The sequence below is a fragment of the Kluyvera sp. NPDC087067 genome (assembly GCF_044745165.1).
In the GTDB taxonomy this organism is placed as follows: domain Bacteria; phylum Pseudomonadota; class Gammaproteobacteria; order Enterobacterales; family Enterobacteriaceae; genus Kluyvera.
In genome coordinates this window covers 275079-296370 of the sequence record NZ_JBIUZS010000004.1, presented here as the reverse complement: position 1 = coordinate 296370, position 21292 = coordinate 275079, and the positions used below count along the sequence as shown (strand labels likewise).

16 protein-coding genes are annotated in these 21292 nt (G+C 49.1%); 7 read left to right on the top strand and 9 right to left on the bottom strand.

Features of this window, described 5'->3' with window-relative positions; genetic code table 11:
* Positions 1-75: 75 nt before the first annotated feature.
* Positions 76-1320: a mechanosensitive ion channel family protein gene (locus ACIPDS_RS12965; RefSeq protein WP_400736276.1), complete on the top strand. Its 1245-nt coding sequence runs from the start codon at positions 76-78 to the stop codon at positions 1318-1320.
* A gap of 3 nt (positions 1321-1323) precedes the next feature.
* On the opposite strand, the gene ACIPDS_RS12960 is transcribed toward ACIPDS_RS12965, so the two are convergent.
* From ACIPDS_RS12960 to ACIPDS_RS12935, 6 genes are all read right to left on the bottom strand, one after another.
* Complete coding sequence (locus tag ACIPDS_RS12960; RefSeq protein ID WP_400736273.1) at positions 1324-2304, bottom strand: LacI family DNA-binding transcriptional regulator; 981 nt, start codon at positions 2302-2304, stop codon at positions 1324-1326.
* Between the two features lie 75 nt (positions 2305-2379).
* Positions 2380-3531 carry a Gfo/Idh/MocA family protein gene (locus ACIPDS_RS12955; RefSeq protein WP_400736270.1) on the bottom strand — a complete coding sequence of 384 codons (1152 nt, stop codon included), beginning with the start codon at positions 3529-3531 and terminating at the stop codon, positions 2380-2382.
* Positions 3528-4556: a sugar phosphate isomerase/epimerase family protein gene (locus tag ACIPDS_RS12950; protein WP_400736267.1), complete on the bottom strand. Its 1029-nt coding sequence runs from the start codon at positions 4554-4556 to the stop codon at positions 3528-3530. The genes ACIPDS_RS12955 and ACIPDS_RS12950 overlap by 4 nt, the downstream gene beginning before the upstream one ends.
* 19 nt (positions 4557-4575) lie before the next feature.
* Entirely contained in the window at positions 4576-5817 is a 1242-nt protein-coding gene (locus ACIPDS_RS12945) for an MFS transporter (RefSeq protein WP_400736264.1), read from the bottom strand.
* A gap of 271 nt (positions 5818-6088) precedes the next feature.
* The gene (pheP, locus tag ACIPDS_RS12940) at positions 6089-7480 is read right to left on the bottom strand and encodes a phenylalanine transporter (protein ID WP_400736261.1); all 1392 of its coding nucleotides are present in this window, start codon (positions 7478-7480) and stop codon (positions 6089-6091) included.
* A gap of 248 nt (positions 7481-7728) precedes the next feature.
* A complete protein-coding gene (locus tag ACIPDS_RS12935) occupies positions 7729-9912 on the bottom strand; it encodes a TonB-dependent receptor (RefSeq protein WP_400736258.1) in 2184 nt (727 codons plus the stop codon).
* Positions 9913-10208: 296 nt separating this feature from the next.
* On the opposite strand from ACIPDS_RS12935, the gene ACIPDS_RS12930 reads away from it, so the two are divergent.
* Positions 10209-11060 (top strand): DMT family transporter, encoded by an 852-nt coding sequence (locus ACIPDS_RS12930; protein ID WP_400736255.1) that lies wholly within the window; start codon positions 10209-10211, stop codon positions 11058-11060.
* Between the two features lie 6 nt (positions 11061-11066).
* On the opposite strand, the gene ACIPDS_RS12925 is transcribed toward ACIPDS_RS12930, so the two are convergent.
* Complete coding sequence (locus ACIPDS_RS12925; RefSeq protein ID WP_400736252.1) at positions 11067-11960, bottom strand: LysR family transcriptional regulator; 894 nt, start codon at positions 11958-11960, stop codon at positions 11067-11069.
* Positions 11961-12100: 140 nt separating this feature from the next.
* Between ACIPDS_RS12925 and ACIPDS_RS12920 the strand changes: the two genes are divergently transcribed.
* Positions 12101-13411 carry a serine hydrolase domain-containing protein gene (locus ACIPDS_RS12920; protein ID WP_400736250.1) on the top strand — a complete coding sequence of 437 codons (1311 nt, stop codon included), beginning with the start codon at positions 12101-12103 and terminating at the stop codon, positions 13409-13411.
* A gap of 53 nt (positions 13412-13464) precedes the next feature.
* Here the strand turns inward: ACIPDS_RS12920 and sbmC are convergent, their stop codons facing one another.
* The gene (gene sbmC / locus ACIPDS_RS12915) at positions 13465-13935 is read right to left on the bottom strand and encodes a DNA gyrase inhibitor SbmC (protein WP_400736248.1); all 471 of its coding nucleotides are present in this window, start codon (positions 13933-13935) and stop codon (positions 13465-13467) included.
* A gap of 251 nt (positions 13936-14186) precedes the next feature.
* Here sbmC and ACIPDS_RS12910 point away from each other — a divergent pair, with 251 nt between their 5' ends.
* From ACIPDS_RS12910 to ACIPDS_RS12895, 4 genes are all read left to right on the top strand, one after another.
* Complete coding sequence (locus ACIPDS_RS12910; protein ID WP_400736245.1) at positions 14187-15242, top strand: acyltransferase family protein; 1056 nt, start codon at positions 14187-14189, stop codon at positions 15240-15242.
* 425 nt (positions 15243-15667) lie between these two features.
* Positions 15668-16030 carry a GtrA family protein gene (locus tag ACIPDS_RS12905; RefSeq protein ID WP_166514763.1) on the top strand — a complete coding sequence of 121 codons (363 nt, stop codon included), beginning with the start codon at positions 15668-15670 and terminating at the stop codon, positions 16028-16030.
* Positions 16027-16941, top strand: a complete 915-nt coding sequence (locus ACIPDS_RS12900) for a glycosyltransferase family 2 protein (RefSeq protein WP_400736242.1) — start codon at positions 16027-16029, stop codon at positions 16939-16941. Before ACIPDS_RS12905 ends, ACIPDS_RS12900 begins: the two co-directional genes overlap by 4 nt.
* Complete coding sequence (locus ACIPDS_RS12895) at positions 16942-18429, top strand: hypothetical protein (RefSeq protein ID WP_400736239.1); 1488 nt, start codon at positions 16942-16944, stop codon at positions 18427-18429.
* A gap of 332 nt (positions 18430-18761) precedes the next feature.
* Here ACIPDS_RS12895 and ACIPDS_RS12890 read toward each other — a convergent pair whose 3' ends face one another.
* Entirely contained in the window at positions 18762-20780 is a 2019-nt protein-coding gene (locus ACIPDS_RS12890) for an acyltransferase family protein (RefSeq protein WP_400736235.1), read from the bottom strand.
* Positions 20781-21292: the final 512 nt, after the last annotated feature.

Genomic DNA, 21292 nt, shown 5'->3' with positions numbered 1-21292 from the left:
TTAAGTTCCTGTATAGCGGTTTGCATATTATAGCCAGCCTGTCCATTATAAAGGGCTGGCATTAAAGGAGACGTTATGCAGGAACTGATTTCCCAAATCGAAGAAATGGGCATTGAAATAAACCATACCAATTCACTCTTCATCATCTTTGGTATTATTTTTCTCACTGCCATCATTGTCCATCTGATACTGCATCGGCTGGTGCTTCGAACCTTTGAAAAACGCGCACAGGCGAGCAGTCATTTATGGCTGCAAATCATTACGCAAAACAAACTTTTTCACCGTCTGGCATTTACCCTGCAAGGGGTTATTGTCAACGTGCAGGCGGTTTTGTGGCTGCAAAAAGGCAGCGATGCGGCACAAATATTAACGACCGCTGCCCAACTGTGGGTCATGCTATATGCCCTGCTGTCATTCTTTTCTCTGCTTGACGTTATATTTAATCTTTCGCAGAAACTCTCTGCCGCTTCACACCTGCCATTAAAAGGCATATTCCAGGGCGTTAAGCTGGTCAGCGCCATTCTGGTCGGCATCCTGATAATCTCCCTGCTATTAGGGCAATCACCGGCAATTTTGATCAGTGGTTTAGGTGCCATGGCCGCGGTGCTGATGCTGGTGTTTAAAGACCCGATACTCGGTCTGGTGGCAGGCATTCAGCTTTCCGCCAACGATATGTTGAAACTGGGTGACTGGCTGGAAATGCCAAAATACGGTGCGGATGGCGCGGTAACCGATATTGGCTTAACCACCGTCAAAGTGCGTAACTGGGATAATACCATTACCACGATCCCAACCTGGTCGTTGGTTTCCGATTCCTTTAAAAACTGGAGCGGCATGTCGGCCTCCGGCGGGCGTCGAATTAAGCGCAGTATTAATATCGACACCACCAGCGTGCATTTTCTTGATGAGCAAGAACAGCAGCGCTTAATTCAGGCGCGATTGCTTAAACCGTATATGGACTCGCGTCATGAAGAAATCACCATGTGGAACCAGCAGCATGGCGGCGGCGAGTCGGTGCTTAATCTGCGCAAGATGACCAATATCGGCACGTTCCGCGCCTATCTTAATGAATATCTGCGCAACCATCCGCAGATTCGCAAAGATATGACGCTGATGGTGCGCCAGCTCGCGCCGGATAATAACGGTTTGCCGATTGAGATTTATGCGTTTACCAATACCGTGGTGTGGGCGGAATATGAAAGCATCCAGGCTGATATCTTCGATCACCTTTTTGCAGTGGTGGAAGAGTTTGGTTTGCGTATTCATCAATCGCCTACCGGTAACGATATTCGCGCCCTGGCAGGCGCGATAGGACAGTAATCCTCAGGCGCTGGCGCGTGAAATAAAGCGCCAGTCCAGCATGACCCGTTCGGTTGGCACGTCCGGGTTTTCAATTTTATTGAGCAAAAGCTCCACCGCCTTCGCACCAATTTCTCGTGACGGTTGCTGGACGGTGGTGAGCTGCGGCGACACCATTTCAGCAAGCTCTGTACCGTCAAAACCGACAACGGCGATATCTTCCGGCACCCGCAGTCCGGCCTGTTCTATGGCGCGCATCGCACCGGCCGCCAGTGAGTCGGAAACGGCAAACACCGCATCCGGGCGCGGATTCATTGCCAGCAGTTTTTTCATCGCCGCCTTACCCGCCGCCGCACTCAGGTCGCTGGCGTATTCGACCGCGCCCTCCCCCAATTCCTGCTGCTGCAGCACCGCTTTATATCCCTGTTCGCGCAATCGGGCATATTTATAGCTCAGATCGTGATTTATCAGCGCAATATGCTGACGTCCGCTCGCGGCCAGATAACCCACCGCGTGTTCCGCCGCATCGATATCGTTGATCCCAACACAAGACACCGCGCCCGCATCCGCATATTCGGCACACTGCACCCACGGCGCATCGCCAATGACGGTGGTGAGTTCCGGCAAATTAGTGAAGGCGTCCATGGTGATAATTCCGTCGACCATTTTACCGGTCAGCAAGCGCAGGCCCGATTTGGAACGCTCAATATCAGAGCCTGAGTGGCACAGCAGAATACGATAACCGTTTTGTTCGGCGGCCGCTTCAATGCCTTTCACCACTTCGGCGCAAAACGGGTTGGCGATATTCGACACCATCACCAGAATCATAGAGCTGCGCGCCGTTCTGAGCTGGCGCGCCAGCAGGTTGGGCTGATAGTTGCTCTCCTGGATGGCTTTCAGCACCCGCTCACGATTTTTCTCTTTCACCGATTCGCTATTGTTGAGCACGCGAGAGACGGTGGCGACCGAGACCCCCGCCATCTGGGCGATTTTCTGAATTGACATAGCTACGCGATTCCCTGCAATTAACGCTTTGCTGCAGGCTATCATAAAAACGTGCCCGGCGTACCGGGCACAGCGTTATTGCTCGACGCTTATCCAGCGCCGCTGCTGGTGACTTTTGACTATCGCATCAATGATGTACATCACGTTTGCGCCTTCAGAAAATGACGCAAAACGACGCTCAGGGCCTGTCGGCATTTTCCCGGCGAGAACCGCCTGGTAAAAATTGAGCATCATATTTTTAAACGCGTCCGGCCAGCCTTCGCTGTGACCGCCGGGGAAATGCGCCTGCCCGGCAACGTCACGATTAAGCAGGCTCGGATCGTCACCTAAGATCTGATTCGCCCGGTGGCGCTGGCCAATCCATAGCTGCTGGGGCGTTTCCTGATCCCACGAAAGCGAGCTCACGCTGGCGTTAATATCAAAATGCAGACGGTTTTTACGCCCGGCGCTGACCTGCGAAACGCTAAAGCAGCCTTTGCTGCCGTCGTCAAAACGGAACAAGACGGAACCCGCATCCTCGGTGGTGACGGGAATATCCTGATAGTCAGCGTCAGGCAGACGCTCGCTAAAGGTGGAGTTATCGGCAACGCTGGCTTTACGCGTCGGCCAGACGATGGCAAGGTCAGCCATCACCTCGACAATGCGCCGCCCGGTGACGAACTGCACGGTATCGCACCAGTGGGAGCCTATATCGGCCATCGCCCGCGACACGCCACCTTGCTGTGCGTCCACCCGCCAGTTGAAGTCGGTTTCTTGCAGCATCCAGTCCTGATGATAGCCGCCGTAGGCTGAAAAGAGCCGCCCGGCGCTGCCGTCGCGCATCATGCTCGCCGCCTGCTGCACCATCGCAAACTGACGGTAGACAAAGCTGACCCCGTGCACCACGCCCGCCTCCCGCGCCAGCTGCTCAAGTTCCCTCGCCTCTTTTGACGTCAGGCACAGCGGTTTTTCCGAGAAAACGTGCTTGCCCGCTTTAAGGATCTGCCGGTTCACCTGCGCATGCAAAAAGTTGGGCGTACAGTTATGGACAACCTGGATCCCGGGGTGCGCCAGTAGTGCCTCAACATCACTGTAAGCGTAGGGAATGTTGAGCTGACGCGCTTTTTCCTGCGCGTGTTCCAGCGACGCATCGCACAGCGCCACCACCTCAACAAACCCCAGACGACGCAGGGCTTCAATATGCGCGGGGCCAATAAACCCGGAACCGACAATAGCCACCTGAATCATCCGCGCACCTCGCCGCCTGTGGCAAAATCATCAAATGCCCGCGCGGAGACGGGAATAATGTGCCGTTTGATAAATTCGCTGCCTTCACGCGCCCCGGTTTGCGCATCCTTTAAGCAGCACTCCCACTCCATCACCGCCCAGCCGTCGTAATCGTACTGAGTGAGCTTGCTGAAGATCTTTTTGAAATCGATATCGCCATCGCCCAGCGAGCGGAAGCGCCCGGCACGGTCGGCCCAGTTTTGATAGCCGCCGTAAACGCCGCTGCGGCCGTTTCGCTGGAACTCGGCGTCTTTAACGTGGAACGCCCGAATGCGCGAGTGGTAGATATCGAGATACGCCAGATAATCAATATTCTGCAAATGCAGGTGGCTTGGATCGTAGAGCATCTGGCAGCGCGGGTGGTTGTCGACCTTGTGCAGAAAACGCTCAAACGTCACGCCGTCGTGCAGGTCTTCACCGGGGTGAATTTCATAGCATACGTCAACGCCGTGCTCATCAAAGCAGTCGAGGATCGGCCGCCAGCGCTTCGCCAGTTCGTTAAACGCTTCATCCAGGAGCGCCGCATTATGCGGTGGCCACGGATAGAACCACGGCCAGGCCAACGCCCCGGAGAACGTCGCGTGGGCTTTCAGCCCCAGCCGTGAGGAGGCCTGTGCCGCTTTCATCACGCGGTCTACCGCCCACTGCTGGCGCGCCGTCGGGTTGTCTTTCACGGCGGCAGGCGCAAAGGCATCGAAAGCCCGATCGTAGGTTGGGTTCACGGCGACAAGCTGCCCTTCGAGGTGCGTCGATAGCTCGCTTATCACAAGGCCATGTTCTGCCAGACGGCCGGTGATATCGTCGCAGTAGGTTTGGCTTGCCGCAGCCTGCTCAAGATTGAAAATAGCCGGATGATTACACGGCAGCTGTAGGGCTTTAAAGCCCAGCTCAGCCGCCCATTGCGCTAGCCCATCGAGCGAATTAAACGGTGCCTGGCTGCCGATAAACTGCGCCAGAAATATCCCTGGCCCCTTGATGGTTTTCATACCCTTTCCTCCTTAAAAATTACGCCTGGTGTTTATCGTCGTACTTAAACGAGACCAGAAAAATCAATGCGATCACCACTGCGGCCACCGCCGGGATCCACCAGAAGTTCACCCATGCCTGCGGTACGGTTTGCCCGGCTACCAGCTGGTTGTACAGCGCGCCGGAGATCTGTGAACCCAACAGCATGCCGATACCGTAAGTGAACATCACCACCATACTTTGCGCCTGACCTTTCACCTTCTCGCCCGCCACGCGGTCGGTGTAGATAAAGCCGACCACAAAGAAGAAGTCATAGCACACGCCGTGCAGCAAAATACCGAGATACAGCAGGAAGCGCGTCTCTTCATTAATGCCGAGAGCGAAGAACATGTAGCGCACAAACCACGCCAGCATGCCGATGAGCAGCATGTATTTCACGCCCAGACGGCGGAACAGCAACGGGATAATCAACATAAAGATGATTTCAGACATCTGCCCGAACGACATGGCGGTGCTGACGTCGGCCACGCCCGCATCGGCCAGGAAAGAGGCGGTGTAGGCGTAGTAAGTGCCTAATGGCACGGAGATCAGCGTGGCGCAGAGGGCGAATACCAGGAAATGACGGGTTTTCAGCAGGGCAAAAGCGTCAGCGCAAAACAGATCGCGCAGTTTCAGCGCTTGACCTTTGGCCGGGGCCGGCGTGTGGGGCAGCGTCAGGCTGTAGACCGCCAGTATCACTGAGCACAGCGCTGCCAGCGTAAAGATGCCGGTAGTATCGGAAATACCGGTTACGCCGATAAAGATCCCGGCAATAATCCAGCCGATAGTGCCGAAAACGCGCACCACCGGGAACGTTTTGTCGATGTTACTCAGGCTGTGGAAGGCGATGTTGTTAGTCAGCGCCAGCGTTGGCATGTAGCACAGGGTGTAACCAAACAGCAGACCAATCAGTAGCGCGCCGTTTTCTGCCACCAGCGCCTGCGGCACAAACCACAGGATCGCCGCGCCCAGCAGGTGCATCACCGCCATCACCTTTTGCGATGGGAAGAAACGGTCGACCAGCATGCCGAGGACAAACGGCGACAGGATGGAAGCAATTGGCCCGGCCGAGAAGGCGTCACCAATCAGCAAAGACATGTTGTGCTGGCTCATTACCAGACCTAAGGTGACCGACCAACTGCCCCAGATGAAGAACTGCATAAACATCATTAATGATAAACGCGGCACCAGCAGCCGATGCTGTACGCCGCTATTTTCAGGATTTGATGTGGTGGAGACCATGTTTTTACCCTCAAAGTAATCGATTACAAAAACAGCTCAAATAAAAAGTAATCGATTACAAATTAAAGATCGCGCGTGGAATAGTAGATTTGCGAGAAGGGTCACGATTAAAAATGAATCAGGGAGAAAAGCGGCGATGGAGAGTTCCCGGCGTCGCTATGCTCGGCCGGGCTACCGTTTGGTGTAGGCCGGATAAGGCGTAGCCGCCATCCGGCAATGTCATTTCGCAGATAGCCCGGCCGAGCATAGCGACGCCGGGAAGTGCGCGGTATTACGCCTTGCGACGTAACACTTTAAAGGCGATAAACAGGAACAGCACCCAGACCGGCAGCAGAATCGCCGACAGGCGCATGCCGTCCATGGTGCACATCAGCACCAGCACCATCAGCAGGAAAGCAATGCAGATGTAGTTGCTGGCTGGCGCCCACAGCGCTTTGAATTTCGGCTCACGACCTTTACGACGCATGGCGGCACGGAACTTGAGGTGCGCCATGCAGATCATCACCCAGTTCAGCAGCAGCGTTGCCACCACCAATGCCATCAGCAGACCAAACGCCTTCTGCGGCAGCAGATAGTTGACCAGCACCACCAGCGAAGTAATCGCCCCGGAGAGAATCAGCGAGTTCACCGGTACACCACGACGGCTGACTTTGGTCAAAAAGCGCGGCGCGTTGCCTTGCACGGAGAGGCCAAACAGCATTCGGCTGTTGGAGTACACGCCGCTGTTGTATACCGATAATGAGGCGACCAGAATGACGAAGTTCAGCGCCGAAGCCACCAGGTTGCTGTCCAGATTATGGAAGATCATCACAAATGGGCTGCTGTCGGATTTAATGGCATGCCACGGGTACAGCGCCAGCAAAACAATCAGCGAACCGATATAAAACAGCAGGATACGGTAAACGACCTGGTTGACGGCTTTCGGGATCGAACGTTCCGGGTCACGCGCTTCCGCCGCCGTGATGCCAATCAATTCCAGCCCGCCGAAGGAGAACATAATCACCGCCAGCGATAAGATAAGCCCCTTCCAGCCGGTTGCCAGGAAGCCATCGAAACGCCAGAGGTTGTCGATACTGGCGTTGTCACCGCCCTTACCGGAGACCAGCATCCAGATGCCAAAACCAATCATGCCGATAATCGCCAGCACTTTAATCAGCGCGAACCAGAATTCGGTTTCCCCGTACAGCCGCACGTTCACAAGATTGACGGCGTTAATCAGCACGAAGAAGCCCGCGGCCCACACCCAGGTAGGGACATCAGGCAGCCAATATTGCATATAGATCCCGGCGGCGGTCAGTTCAGCCATGCCCACCAGCACGAACATAACCCAGTAGTTCCAGCCGGAGAGAAATCCAGCGAACGGCCCCCAGTATTTATAAGCAAAATGAGCAAACGAACCGGATACCGGCTCTTCAACGACCATCTCCCCTAAAAGGCGCATGATCATAAACGCGATAACGCCAGCGATGGCGTAACCCAGAATGACCGCCGGGCCTGCCATCTGAATAGCCGGGCCGATGCCGAGGAACAATCCGGTACCGATAGCGCCGCCGAGGGCGATTAATTGGATATGGCGGTTTTGTAACCCGCGGTGAAGCGTCGGGCTATTTTCCGACGACGCATCCGGTTGATTCTGGCTGGATGCTGATGACGCGTTTCTCACGTCTAACCCCTGTAGCTTTGATATGAAGGGGCACCTTTTAACACTTAGCGCGACTTGTCGCAAGGCTATCGGTACCCGAAGCCCTGAGGTAAGTGCTACGGATTGCACAAGATGGGCGCGGTAGGCCGGATAAGCTGCGCGCCATCCGGCAGTGTGCGGCAAATTGCCGGATGGCGCGCAGCTTATCCGGCCTACGTTGTGAGTATCATGATAACGAGTGGCGAAATGTTCCCGTTATCAAGGCGCTTTTAGAAGTCGTAGCTGACGGAAACTTTCAGCGTACGCGCCTCTCCCTGGTACAGATAGACGCCAAGGTCATCAACGCCTGACCAGTATTTCTCGTTGGTGACGTTGGTAATACCGGCGCGCCATACCAGATCGTTCTGATCCTGATTCAGGCGCATTCGATAACGCACGCCTAAATCCAGCGTGGTATAGCTATCGAGTTTTTTGGTGTTGGCAGAGTCAGCGTACTGAGAGCCGGTATGGTTAACGCGCGCGGTGGCTGTCAGACCATCAACCGGTTTGATGTCGTACTCAGCGCCCAGTACTGCGTAGAAGCGGGAGACGCCAATCGCATCGTTACCGTCGTTGAGACCGCCTTTGGTTTTGGTCATTTCCGGGTCAATCCACAGGGTGCTGCCGTTTAGACGCAGGCCGAGAACCGGTTCACCAAAGACGTTGAGCTCCACGCCACGGTTGCGCTGTTCACCGTCCATGCCATAGTAGCCGTCGCTATCAAGCACGCCGGAAGGTTTTTTAATCTGGAACAACGCCAGCGAGCCACCGACGCGTTCGTAATCAATTTTCACCCCCACTTCATCCTGCTTAGAGTGCGCGATGCCGATACTCTGACCAAAGTTTTTCGCCGTACTTGGCGCATTGCCGCCCGGTTGCAGCGCTTCCGTATGGTTGGCGTACAGAGAAACGGTTTCCCACGGTTTGTAGACCAGACCAAAGGTTGGCATCCAGCGGCTTTCGGTAAAGCTCGAGGTGGTGGTTTCCAGACCGGTGTTGTTATTGTAGTTACGGATAACCACTTTCTGGTTGCGCGCCGCGGCGGTAAACAGCAGGCTGTCGTCAAAGAAGCCCAGCGTGTCGCTGAATAGCCAGCCTTGTGTGCGATTACGCGCGGTGGTCAGCGGGTCGTGATAATTGCCGCCGGTTAAGGTGTAATCCGGCTTCTCTACGCCCTGATTGTCGTAGATGTTGGTGGTCGGGTTGGTTTTGCTGTTCGACATACGCCAGGCCGTGGCGTCGCGGGTGATCTTCGCCGAGTAGCCAATGTTCACTTTGTGGGACACGGCGCCGGTGTCGAAATTGCCGCGCAGGCCGCCCATCCCGCTGAAGCTGTCGATAAGGCGGTTGGTATCCAGACGCCCGACGGTGGCATCGCCGTTGACATTGGTCAGTTTCGGCGTGGCATAAATCCCCTCTTCGTGCGCATGCTGTGCGCCAAGCCCGAGGTAAGTCGTCCAGTTATCGGTCAGATCGTATTCTGCTTTTGCCATACCGAATTCGTTTTCAATATCGCTGTAGCCCCACTTCTGGCCGGTGTTTTTGGTGTTGCTCGGCACGTCCGGGATGGCGTTAATGGCGGCAAAGCCGATGCCCATCTCACCGCCGTGGAAGGTTTTTTTCTGGTAGCCAAAATCAAACGAGGAGCGGAAACGATCGCCACGGTAATCCAGCCCTAAAGAGGCCAGCGTGGTACGACGGTTATCGTTATCAACGCGCGCTTCGCCTTCGCGATGCAGTACGTTGACGCGGGCACCCCACTGATTGTCAACGCCAAAACGACGGCCAACGTCCAGCGCGCCGCCAACATGAGAGTTACCGGTGTAATCGACGCCGATACGGGTAGTGGGGATATCTTCGGCGCGTTTCGGCTCAAGGTTTATCATCCCACCGACGCCGGAGCTTGCCGCGCCGTTCACCAGCGCGTTGGCCCCTTTAAACACTTCGATACGTTCGAGCATCTGGGTATCGACCACCTGACGCGGCACGACGCCCGCCAGGCCGCCCATCGTCATGTCATCACCATCAAGCTTGAAACCGCGAATACGATAGGTTTCGGCAAAGTTACCGTAGCCCTGAACGGCCTGCACACCGGCATCGTTCTTAACCACATCAGCGATGGTTTTTGCCTGCTGATCCTGTACCAGCTTCGAGGTGTAACCGATGACGTTGAATGGGACATCCATGGATTTCTGCTCGCCGAGCATCCCTAGACGTCCACCGTGAGCGATTTGCCCATCGAGGTAGGCAGGAACCAACTGGTCGCCACCGGGGATGAAGCTACTGCTATCAACGCCCTGCACCACCATGGTTTCAGCCTGATTATTCTTTGTGGTTGCGCTTTCTGTAGCGGCATGAGCGGCAGGAACACCCGCGCTTATCGCCAGTGCGAGCACAGACAGTTTGGTTTTCATAAGAGGATCCCTGAGGTATCAATAAAAATTCATCTGAAGTACCAGCAGGTGGTCGCCACTTACGCCTGAGAATCCCCTGTGAAATTCCTCAACGACGCCTGAGCCAGCCGTACCGCATCAATGAATAAAAAAAGAGAGTGAGAACTATACTCATTATCGTTACACAATCAAGCGTAACGAGGCGCATCAATGGAATCTCACCGCATGTCATCCTGACACATCGGCGCACAAAACCATGGCGCAACGTCGCGCGGCTTACGGCATAATTTGCCGACTACCGTAAAAAGGAACGCCCTGTGTTGGTAAAAATAATTCTCGCTATGACCGCCTTTGCCGCCAACTCCCTGCTTTGTCGACTGGCGCTGAAAATGCTGCACATGGACGCGGTCACCTTTGGCAGCCTTCGCTTGCTGAGCGGCGGCGTAGCGTTATTTTTACTGCTGCAACTGCCGGGGATCAGAAAAAAACCCGAATACAATCTGCTCAATGCCGCGCTGCTGGCGCTGTATGTATTTGCTTTTTCACTGGCCTACATGTCGTTAACCACCGCGGCGGGCGCGTTATTGCTGTTCGGCACCGTGCAAGTGGTCATGACGTTTTGGGGATTGCTGCGGGGCGAACGGCTGACGTGGCTAAAAAGTACCGGGATGCTGGCGGCAATGGGCGGATTGGCGCTGCTGCTGTTGCCGGGAGTCGGTCATCCTTCGGGCAAGGCATCGCTGTTAATGATGCTCTCCGGGGCGGCCTGGGCGGTGTACTGCATCACTGGCAAAAGGGTGCGCGATCCCGCTGCCGCCACGGCGGGAAACTTTATGCTCGCGGTTCCCATCGCGCTGGTGGTTTTTGCCGTGAGCGATATGCCGATTCGTGGCGATCTTTTCGGCGTGCTGCTGGCGATCATCTCCGGGGCGCTGATGTCCGGCGCGGCCTACCTGCTATGGTATTCACTGTTGCCAAAACTCTCTCCCACTACCGCCAGCACGCTGCAGCTTAGCGTGCCCTGTCTGGCGGCGATGGGCGGATTGCTGCTGATGGGTGAAGCGATTGACGGGCGGATGCTGCTGGCTATTGTTATTACTCTTTCCGGGATTGGCCTGGTTATCGTGGCGGATAAAAGACGAGCATCGTCTTTATCCACTCATCAATAAATAGTGTTAAATCCCGGCGCTTTTCCACAGCGCCGGAATTTGCGTCAGCACCTCATCAATGATTCGACGCTTATCGTGACCCGGGCGCCAGAGGGTGACCATCGTCTGGCTTATCCCCTCATTGCCCACCGCCACCGGAATAGCTGAGACTTTGTCCCAGCGCGCCGCCTGAAAATGCGTGGGCAAAAAACCCCATCCGCAGCCCGATTCAATCAAGCCGCGTAGCATCTCCAGTTCATTGGTGAAAATAATGCTTCCCGCAATTTGTAAGCGTTGTGAAACCGGAATATCAGAGGCCGAATGCATGACGACCTGCGGCGTTAAGGACAAGTCGAGCAGCGAACACGGCATGGCAACCTGCGCAAATAACGTCTGCGAGGCGTAAAAATCCATCTCGAGCGTGCCGATGGCCCGCCACTCCATTTCAGTGCCGATGCTGCGATTATTGGCCTGGTAAAATCCCAGATCGGCCTGCCCGGCGGCCAGCGCCCGCTCCCCCGCTTCACGCGGCATGCAGGTGAGGCTGAGTCGAACCTGTCGTTTTGCCATAACGGCAATCAGGCCGTGGATAAATTTTCGCGGGGTAAAAGCGTCGTACACCACGCTTAGCGCCTGTGTTTCGGTTGACGGCACCTGGCAGGCAAACTGCTCGAATGCCCGGGCCTGACGCATCAGCAATTGCGCCTGTCGCTGAAGTAAGTCGCCTTCCGGCGTCAGTTGCAGCGTTTTTCCCTCACGGACAAACAGCGCATAACCCAGGCCATCTTCCAGCAAATCGATAAGATCGCGTAGCGTCGTTCGATCCTTACCGAGTTTGGCGGCCGCTTTCACCAGGCTCCCGTGCGCCGCCACGGCGGTAAAGGCTTCAAGTTGTGCAAACGAATAGGACAAAGATGGCAAAACGCACTCCCGGGTTTGATGTGGGGGTTTTTCCCCCATTACGCGTTTTTTATTATAGGTCGTCGATTTTTATACTGCACCTATCCCGCGATCGTCCCGGGCTACGGTGTCTACTTCTATAAACTTCGAACGAGAATACGATGAATAATAAACAAAAATCGTTAACCGCAACGTCATGCATCCTGGCAAGCCTTATCGCTGGCGCGCTGCTTTCCCCCGCCGCCATGGCCGCCTGTGAAGGCACTGAATTAACCCATTGCCCCGCGCCTTTTGATAAGCAGCTGCCCGATACCCAGAAAATGCTGACCTGGAGTCAGGCCGATCGCGTGATCGGTTTTCGTAACGATTATCGCAACTATCAAGGTGATGTTTTCCGCCATGGGCAATCCACTCCCCTCCTTAGCGCCGAAAAGCCGCTGACGCAGGCGACGTATCAGATTAACGGTCAGCAGTTTAACCTGCAGGACTACGTCAAACGGCAGAATGTCAGCGGCATGCTGGTGCTCAAAAACGGCAAAGTAGCGTGGAAATATCTGGCGCAAGGCAATACCGATACGACGCTATGGACGTCGCGCTCTGTCGGGAAAGCGGTCGTTTCCGTTCTGGTGGGCGCGGCGGTCAAGGAAGGCAAAATTCACTCAATGGACGATCTGGTAACTCAATATGAGCCCGATCTCAAAGGTACAGCCTGGGAAGGGGTAACGCTGAAGCAGCTTATCCAGCATACCTCCGGCGTGGCGTGGAACGAGGATTATACCAATCCACAGTCTGATTTCGCCAAATTGACCCAGTGTGAAGCGCATCCAGGGACTTACGACTGCGTGCGTAAACTGGTTTCGGGACTTAAACGCGCGCACCCTGCCGGAGAGGTGTGGTCGTACTCCTCGGGCGGCGCCTGGTTATTGGGTGATGTTCTCGAGCGCGCAACCGGCATGCCGCTGGCCCATTATCTGGAAAAAACGCTCTGGAAACCTTATGGCATGGCCAATGACGGCGTCTGGCATTCCTACAGCAAAGATAAGCATGACGTTGGCGCACACGGCTTTAACGCTACGCTGGAAGACTGGGGCCGCTTTGGCGAGTTTGTATTAAACGATGGTCGTCTGCCGGATGGTACTCAGGTACTGGCAAAAAACTGGATAGCGCAATCCGCAGATTGGACTACCGCAAAAAACTCGGTCTCAGCCGGTCATCCACGAGGGATTTATGGCTACCAGTGGTGGAATAACGAAGTACCCGCCACGGCAAAAGGCGTTGTCCCGCTCCCGCAAGACTCGCTTAAAGACTCCATGTGGGCATTGGGCATTTTTGGCCAGATGATTATGGTTAACCGCGCGGAAAACCTGGTTATCGTGCAGTGGTCAACCTGGCCACAGGCTGAGCCATCGTTCAACGCGCAGCCGCTCGAAGCTTCGCTGATGTTTAGCGCGATAGCCCAGGCGCTGCATTAATTAGCCACCGTTATAGATAACGCCAGAGCCCGTTTCGCGCTCTGGCATTTTCCTTACTGTTTAGGCGCTACCGCGACATACATTTCGATATCCCAATAGCCATCCTGCGCCCCGTTGTTGTGGTAAATCTCAAAGCAGGGTTTGTCGGCAATTTGATGCTTTTCATCCTTCAGCACGCTATCAAAGAACTGATACCAGGGCGTCGCAAAATCATGATTTTCGACCCGAGCACGCGCCACGGCGTATAACCCACCGGCCACTGCCGCCGTCATGACGCCTTCACTGTTTTCTGGCACCACAAAATCATCAGCCACGGAAACAACCGTATCACAGCGTAGTTTTTCCGCCGGAACTTCATCAGGATTATCGTAGTAAACAGCAATCCACTCCTGAGCGGGGGTCTGCTTGCCATCTACCCACATCATCAGTTGTTCAAAGCCTTGCTTAACCGTCTGCTCCCACGGGCCAACCATATGAAAACCGGCGATTTTTCTTGGCTCGATGTTTTTGATCTCGTAGTTCATACTGCCTCCGTATTGATGCTGTTTTTTTATACAGTGTAATTCGTGTTTTGTGGTTTAGACAAATGGGTGGTGGGGAATATGTGAGGGGATTCGCAATGTGGTTTGTGGGGTACGATATTGAACGAATCCTCCTGTGTCAGGCAAATATTGTTAAGCTATAGGAAATGTATACCATTCTTGTGATTTATGTCCTGTATATCTATATTTATTCATAGTATAATTTCAAAAAATCATTTTCCAATTAAGTTCATATGTTAACCAATCGACAATCTTTATCTTTACGTTATGCGCAAGGTTTAGGAATGATTGCAGTAGTGCTGGGGCATTACGGAATTGTGCCTCCTTATATTTTTGAACCTTACACTTTCCATATGCCATTATTTTTCTTACTTGGCGGAATTCTTTTTAAAGAAACATCAATCTTACAAACCATTAAAAATATCACAATAAAACACTTATGGTATATTGTATATACATATATAATTATTTCTGCCATAGCATTATTAATAAGTAATTATTACAACATTTCCATAGGTGAAATATACAAATCAACAATTTCTGACACTTTTAAAAACATATTTGATAAAAACTTTCATAACAATGGTTACTTCCTGGTCGCCTGGTTCTTATTTTCATATGCCCTTGCCAGTCTACTTTGCAGAGTAATTATTTATATTAAAAAACAAGTGATTATTCTTGGGATCGCAATACTCTTTGGTTTTGTTGGTATGGGTTATGTTGCATCACTCTATGCTGAAACGAGCAACCAGACATATAATCTAATTTCTCAAGTACTAGTAGGCTCCATGTTCTACCTCATAGGTTTTGTGTTTAAAAAAACACTTCTCTCTATGAAAAGCCTATACATCCCAATAATGTCTATAGTAATTATTTTTACAATGAAAAATTTCGGAGTTTTAGGCGGCTTACTAATGTCATGGAGTAAATACCCACAGGGATTTATTTTTCATACATTATCATCGTTATTATCGATATGCACAATTCTTGCGATAACAAATGCAGCAGCATCACAGGATAAAAAACTAAACTTATTAGCACTGATTGGCTCAAAAAGTAAAATAATCATGAGCTATCACTTATTAACCTTTACTATACTCGATATTGTTTTTTATAAACTAGGAATGTATAATATGAAAAGCGCATCCTATTTAAATCATTATTCAACACCACATTACTGGTTTTTGTACATTGCCACAGGCATAGTCTTACCTATAATTATTTCGCTCGCAGTGGATTATATAAAAAGTATAAAAGCAAATGAATTATTGGCAAAGAAAGAATCATAAATATAATAAATAACTAAATATTCAAAAAGACAAAAGCCCATTTTTTGGGCTTATCCCTTTCATTACCTCACCATTCTAAAAAAATTAACTAGTGCCAACACGACCCACATCATCATTTTATAATATAACTGTAATACGTTATTAATCTCCCCCAAGCTTCATTTAACATCATACAATTAGAAAATGACTTCCCCCAGACACTAACGAAGCCTAATACCACATCAAAAATTATAAGGGCTACGCTTGCATTCTCACCACGTCAAAGCATTGCCGTTAGATGATGAACCATCTTCACCGACTCTAAGTTGTTTCGCACAAATGTTTACCCTACTGGAGAGCATCGCCTCATAAACTCAATAGCCTTATCGATCATGTGAATAGATGATGCTAAACTTCATGCCTTTCAGAATTTACTGATTTCACTAATGTTAAAGCTTTTTAGTCGTTATGTTTCCGTGGGCGTACTGAACACGGCCCTTCACTGGGCGTGCTTTGGAGTGCTATTCAGCTTGTTCGGCTTGAACCAGGCGATATCGAACCTTGTTGCGTTCTCTGTGGCAGTGACGTTCAGCTTTTTTGTTAATGCCAGATGGACATTTAAAACCAAAGCCACGACAGGCCGGTATGTCGCCTTCGTTATCTTTATGGGGGCTATGGCAGTCCTGACTGGATACATTGCAGACAGCCTCCATGCACCGGCACTGCTAACGCTGATTGTATTTTCAGGATTCAGCCTGGTCGCAGGGTTCATCTATTCGAAATTCATTGTATTTAGGGATGTTAAATGAAAATCTCTTTGGTCGTTCCTGTCTTTAATGAAGAGGCCACGATACCGATTTTCTATAAGACGGTACGTGAGTTTGAAGAGCTAAAACAACACGATGTTGAGATAGTTTTCATCAACGACGGGAGCAGCGATGCAACCGAATCCATCATAAATGCTCTGGCGGCGTCGGACCCAATGGTTGTACCGCTATCCTTTACCCGAAACTTTGGGAAAGAACCGGCATTATTTGCTGGGCTCGACAACGCTTCCGGCGACGCAATCATCCCAATTGATGTTGATCTGCAAGACCCTATCGAAGTTATTCCCCACCTCATTGCTAAGTGGCAGGCTGGGGCAGACATGGTGCTGGCGAAAAGAACAGATCGCTCTACTGATGGACGGCTCAAACGTAAATCGGCTGAGTGGTTCTACAAGCTTCACAACAAAATCAGCTCACCGAAGATTGAAGAGAACGTGGGCGATTTTCGTTTGATGTCACGTGAAGTTGTAGAAAATATAAAGCTCATGCCTGAGCGGAATCTGTTCATGAAAGGCGTTCTGAGCTGGGTTGGTGGTCGTACAGATGTCGTCGAGTATGCACGTGCCGAGCGCGTAGCTGGGGATAGCAAATTCAACGGCTGGAAGTTATGGAATCTTGCACTGGAGGGGATCACAAGCTTCTCTACCTTCCCACTCCGTATGTGGACCTATATCGGATTATTTGTGGCTGGCCTTTCGTTTCTATACGGCGCATGGATGATTTTCGATACCGTTGTATTTGGTAATCCTGTTCGCGGATATCCCTCTATTCTGGTTTCAATCCTTTTTCTTGGCGGCGTACAGCTCATTGGTATTGGCGTTCTTGGCGAATACATTGGCAGAATTTATGTTGAGGTTAAAAACAGACCTCGATATGTATTGAAGGATAAGTAGATGAAAGACAACTTTTTTGAAACTTCCTCAAGGAAATATATATTCCTTTTATTTGGTTTTATATTTATCGCGACACTGGTGTTTTTCTCATATATACACCCTGTAACGATAGTATCTGGAGATGATTGGGGCAACTTAGCACGTTATCGCTCAGCTCTTCCTGAGTGGGGTGGATTCAATCCTGTAAAAGCCATCCCAGAAATATCATTCCCTATTGTTGCCAGATTCTCATCATTAGTGCTAATGAAGTTTGGGATGAATTTCTTCTTCGCAATCTCAATCACTACCGCTTTGATAACATCTGTTCTTTGCACAATCTTCTTGTACAGCTTTTTTGTTCTTATTAGTGAAAAATCAAAAGAACAGATAGTAACGGCATCAACCTGCACCTTTATCTATTTCCTTTTCATGTTTGGTTTCTTCAAAAGCGAAGGCGTGACAAATAGCTACTACCTTCTTTGGGAAATCAATATCACCTGCTTTTATCACTACCTTTTCCCTGCTCTGATAAATGGTTCATTTGTTTTATTTCTGATGAACAAGGAAAATTGCAGAGCATATCATAAAAAATACAGCGTTAATTTTTTAATAGCAACTTCCATTGTCACTTACGTTTGTATTTTTTCTAATGTTTTTGCTAGCGTAATACTCGCATCATATTGTGGTTCAGTAATTCTTATAAGCTTTATATCAAATAAATTCAACATCATAGAAACTGCAAGAGAAAAAAATCTTCAGATTTATATTTCTATCGTATGGTTGATTTCCATCTTATTTGAGATGAATGGAGGAAGAGCTTCTCAGATTGAAGGCGCTTCCCTCGATATATCTGGCAGCGTTAATAAGCTATGGTTATTTATAGGTAGCGCTAATAGTTGGTACATAGCGCTGATTTACATAGGCGTTGTGGCAGGCCTATTAATCGCTATAATTGATTTGTTGCGTAGAAAAAGATCATCTTTTTCAATGATTTACATCACAGCGTTAATTAGCTGGATTTTTTCCACGGTAGCATTGATTTTATTGTGTGCTAAGGCATCATCGTCTTATGCCGAAAGACCTGTTGCCATGTGGGCATTTTATATGTACCCCATTGTCCTGTCGTTATATTCAGTACATTACTTCTCAGCCAGATACAAACTTGTGGCAATAATTTTACCAATCTATGCTTTCATTCTGTTTAATATAGCGACTATGCCTCAATCATCTTTAAGAGAATCCCAGAACTTAAACTTAACCTATGAGAAAGCGACTCGAATTGGCGAATTAGTAATATCCCAAGTTACCGATGCTATTAATTCAGGCAAATCGGAAATTTCCGTTTTGGTGCCGAAAGGTGATGACAGGGATAATTGGCCATTCCCTGTTTACAATGGTAAAAAGATTGAAAATGCGCTATTGGATAATAATATTATCGATAGAAAAATCAAGATAACCATTACCCCTGATCCGAGTTTAAATGAGAGGTTAGGAATTCCCAAAAGCTAATTAATCATATAAAGGCTGCTAAACGCAGCCTTTATTATTTCTGCCATTGTCATCGAAAACCCAAGCCCTACTTCTGGCTGGGGCCGAAACTAAAAAAATTATTGGCTGGTAACAACAATCACATGCCCATGATGTCAAAACACTGTAAGCTATAACAATCCCCAAAATATATAGGCTCCTGTGTATACCAACAACCTCAAATTACTGCACAATCAAACCAGTAAATCTCTCTAAGATTAGGTTATCTTTCACCAACTATATGACCAATAGTTACCCAAATGAAAACCCGCCGAAGCGGGTTTATAAAAGCACTGAAATTATACAGCACATATTCACTTAGGGAGTATTAACGGTGCTACAAATCTTGAACCATACTTGTTGAAATGACTTCTATCCTTATAGATCTCATGACCATCAGCAAATAATGTACACTTTTGTGCATCGCACAACGTCTTCGATAAGTCCACAACCCTCAGTTCTGGATAATCTTTAGCAACTCTATACACCATCTCTTTATATGTCTGATGGGCAGCATTGTTATCATAGATAGCACGATCATATGAGCACTTTTCTCCTGCACTGGAAAGTCGTAGCGGACGAACAATACATGCTTTAGGGTCGAATTGTAATTCGGGATTATCGATAACCATTGTTACATGCTTGCCAGCAGTTGAAAGGACATTTAACGTTCTACGCATTCCTGCCTCAAGAATTTTTCCGCTATCTTTTTCTCCAGGATTAAGGATGTCAATTGCATTATGATAGGAGCAACCTGGGTTGTGTGCTAAAACCACATCTGTAATTTTTTTGTCCTTAAGAACATAATCGTATGCCTGATTGATAAGCTTGTAAGTGTACCTACGCCCTTCAAATTCTGCTTTATTATTCATACCAGAAGCGACGTTTATGAACGGAGACGCACAGCTCGCTGGGAACACAGCAACCCCCCTGTCCTTATATAACTCACTCAGTCCAAGATACAAATGATTTGTATGGGAGTCGCCAATTAAAGCTATTTCATTCTGTCCTGAACTTTTTTGCATAGCGCAAAGGTTATCTGTTTTATTCTTCCAGTCAGGGAACCTCTCGTCACATAACTTTATAGTGTCTTTCATGAATGCATGGATATAGGCATCATCTTTGATTTCCGTTACTGATTTTTCAAGCCTTGAAGGAATACCACCACTCATGAAGATGTACAACCCAGTGCAGCCGATTGTAACCATAACCATTATCAGGCCGATAGTTTTCTGGAAGGGATAATTCCCTCCCCTTAGATTCTTTTCAATGAAACGGTATGATAACCATGCTAGCAGGACGGAGAGGCCAACAATCGCCCACTGGATTTTATATGTCGGATAACCGCTTTCCATTATGTATGAAAAAGCTATTAATGGCCAGTGCCACAAATAAAGTGGATAACTTATCAATCCGAACCAAATTACGATACGTCTTGATAGAATAAATTTATTAACAAATGCATGGGGCCCAGCAAGGATGAGCATCACAGCCCCAAAAACAGGCGCAATGGCATACCACCCTGGAAATGCGAGTGATTCCGTATAGCTATACATGGCCATTACGATCACACATAATCCTGTTATTGAGATTAGGTGTCTATATGACGATCTACCATCACTATTTATAAATAGTGATACTATAGCTGGAACATTTCCATTGAATCTGGAAGAAATTGTTTTTTTATTTACCTGGCACCAGGCAAGGCAGCTACCGGAAAGTATTTCCCAGAATCTCATAACTGGAGAGTAAAACGTTAGAGACTGATTTTGCTCTATAAAATGAATATTTATGGAAAATGTCAGCACTAATAGCGCCAACGCCATGAAAATAGGATTTATAATCTTCCTAAATAAGACTAGAAGCAGAGGCCAGACAATGTAGAATTGCTCTTCAACAGCAAGGCTCCAAAGATGGAGAAGCGGTTTACTGATCGAAGCTGAGTCAAAGTAACCTGATTCACTGAGTAGAACAAAATTTGAGATAAAAATCGAGCTTCCTGCAACATGCTTTCCTAACTGGGCATATTCATCCGGGAATAATGCAAACCAACCGAATACTAATGAGAAAACCAACACAGTTGTTAGTGTTGGAAATATACGTCTTATACGACGTACATAAAAATCAACAAAGGAAAAACTATCATTGTTAAAGTTTTTAAGAATAATTAGTGATATGAGATACCCTGAAATAACAAAAAATATATCTACACCAACATACCCGCCTGTGATGGAATCAGGAAATGCATGAAATAGGACAACAGGTATTACAGCTAATGCACGTAAGCCATCAATATCTGGTCTATATTTAGGATGAGTTGAATTGCTAGCCACTGGAATAGTCCGTTACGATGAAATCGACGCAGATGCTATCACAACTATCCCACTACAGCCACAGCTTGCTTGTTACCATACCTTCAACGTAACACTTTCACATGCGCCACACATACCAATGTGTAACCTCAAACCGTTACCTATGAAATTTAGTAGGCTCTAACCTCAACGCTAATCGCCATAGTTGAAACCTCCGTTGATTTCTTTATCGCCCTGTAGCGCAACCTTCGGACAAGGATATCCTAACCACAACAAATTAAATCATCTTGCCGAAGTTTTATACTCTACCGCGAAAGTAAAATCATTAATCATCATTTTTATAAAAAGTGCTCGCCCCCGGAATCGGCTTCTTTTTATAATTTAACTTTATTCTAATACTCAACAACAGTTATTAAGGTATTTTCTAATAAAAATATCGATATTTATTAGCAATTATCTGTTAATATATTTCTTTAAAAGACATTGTCATTTTTTATCACGGCCTTTATTCCACTAAATAAATATAAAGCAAC

What these genes read in the sequence shown, in the direction of transcription:
- ACIPDS_RS12895 (WP_400736239.1), top strand. Translation starts at nt 16,942, where the DNA reads ATGAAAGACAACTTTTTTGAAACTTCCTCAAGGAAATATATATTCCTT.
- ACIPDS_RS12950 (WP_400736267.1), bottom strand. Translation starts at nt 4,556, where the DNA reads ATGAAAACCATCAAGGGGCCAGGGATATTTCTGGCGCAGTTTATCGGC.
- ACIPDS_RS12905 (WP_166514763.1), top strand. Translation starts at nt 15,668, where the DNA reads ATGTTAAAGCTTTTTAGTCGTTATGTTTCCGTGGGCGTACTGAACACG.
- ACIPDS_RS12960 (WP_400736273.1), bottom strand. Translation starts at nt 2,304, where the DNA reads ATGTCAATTCAGAAAATCGCCCAGATGGCGGGGGTCTCGGTCGCCACC.
- ACIPDS_RS12965 (WP_400736276.1), top strand. Translation starts at nt 76, where the DNA reads ATGCAGGAACTGATTTCCCAAATCGAAGAAATGGGCATTGAAATAAAC.
- ACIPDS_RS12920 (WP_400736250.1), top strand. Translation starts at nt 12,101, where the DNA reads ATGAATAATAAACAAAAATCGTTAACCGCAACGTCATGCATCCTGGCA.
- ACIPDS_RS12935 (WP_400736258.1), bottom strand. Translation starts at nt 9,912, where the DNA reads ATGAAAACCAAACTGTCTGTGCTCGCACTGGCGATAAGCGCGGGTGTT.
- ACIPDS_RS12945 (WP_400736264.1), bottom strand. Translation starts at nt 5,817, where the DNA reads ATGGTCTCCACCACATCAAATCCTGAAAATAGCGGCGTACAGCATCGG.
- ACIPDS_RS12900 (WP_400736242.1), top strand. Translation starts at nt 16,027, where the DNA reads ATGAAAATCTCTTTGGTCGTTCCTGTCTTTAATGAAGAGGCCACGATA.
- sbmC (WP_400736248.1), bottom strand. Translation starts at nt 13,935, where the DNA reads ATGAACTACGAGATCAAAAACATCGAGCCAAGAAAAATCGCCGGTTTT.
- ACIPDS_RS12910 (WP_400736245.1), top strand. Translation starts at nt 14,187, where the DNA reads ATGTTAACCAATCGACAATCTTTATCTTTACGTTATGCGCAAGGTTTA.
- ACIPDS_RS12955 (WP_400736270.1), bottom strand. Translation starts at nt 3,531, where the DNA reads ATGATTCAGGTGGCTATTGTCGGTTCCGGGTTTATTGGCCCCGCGCAT.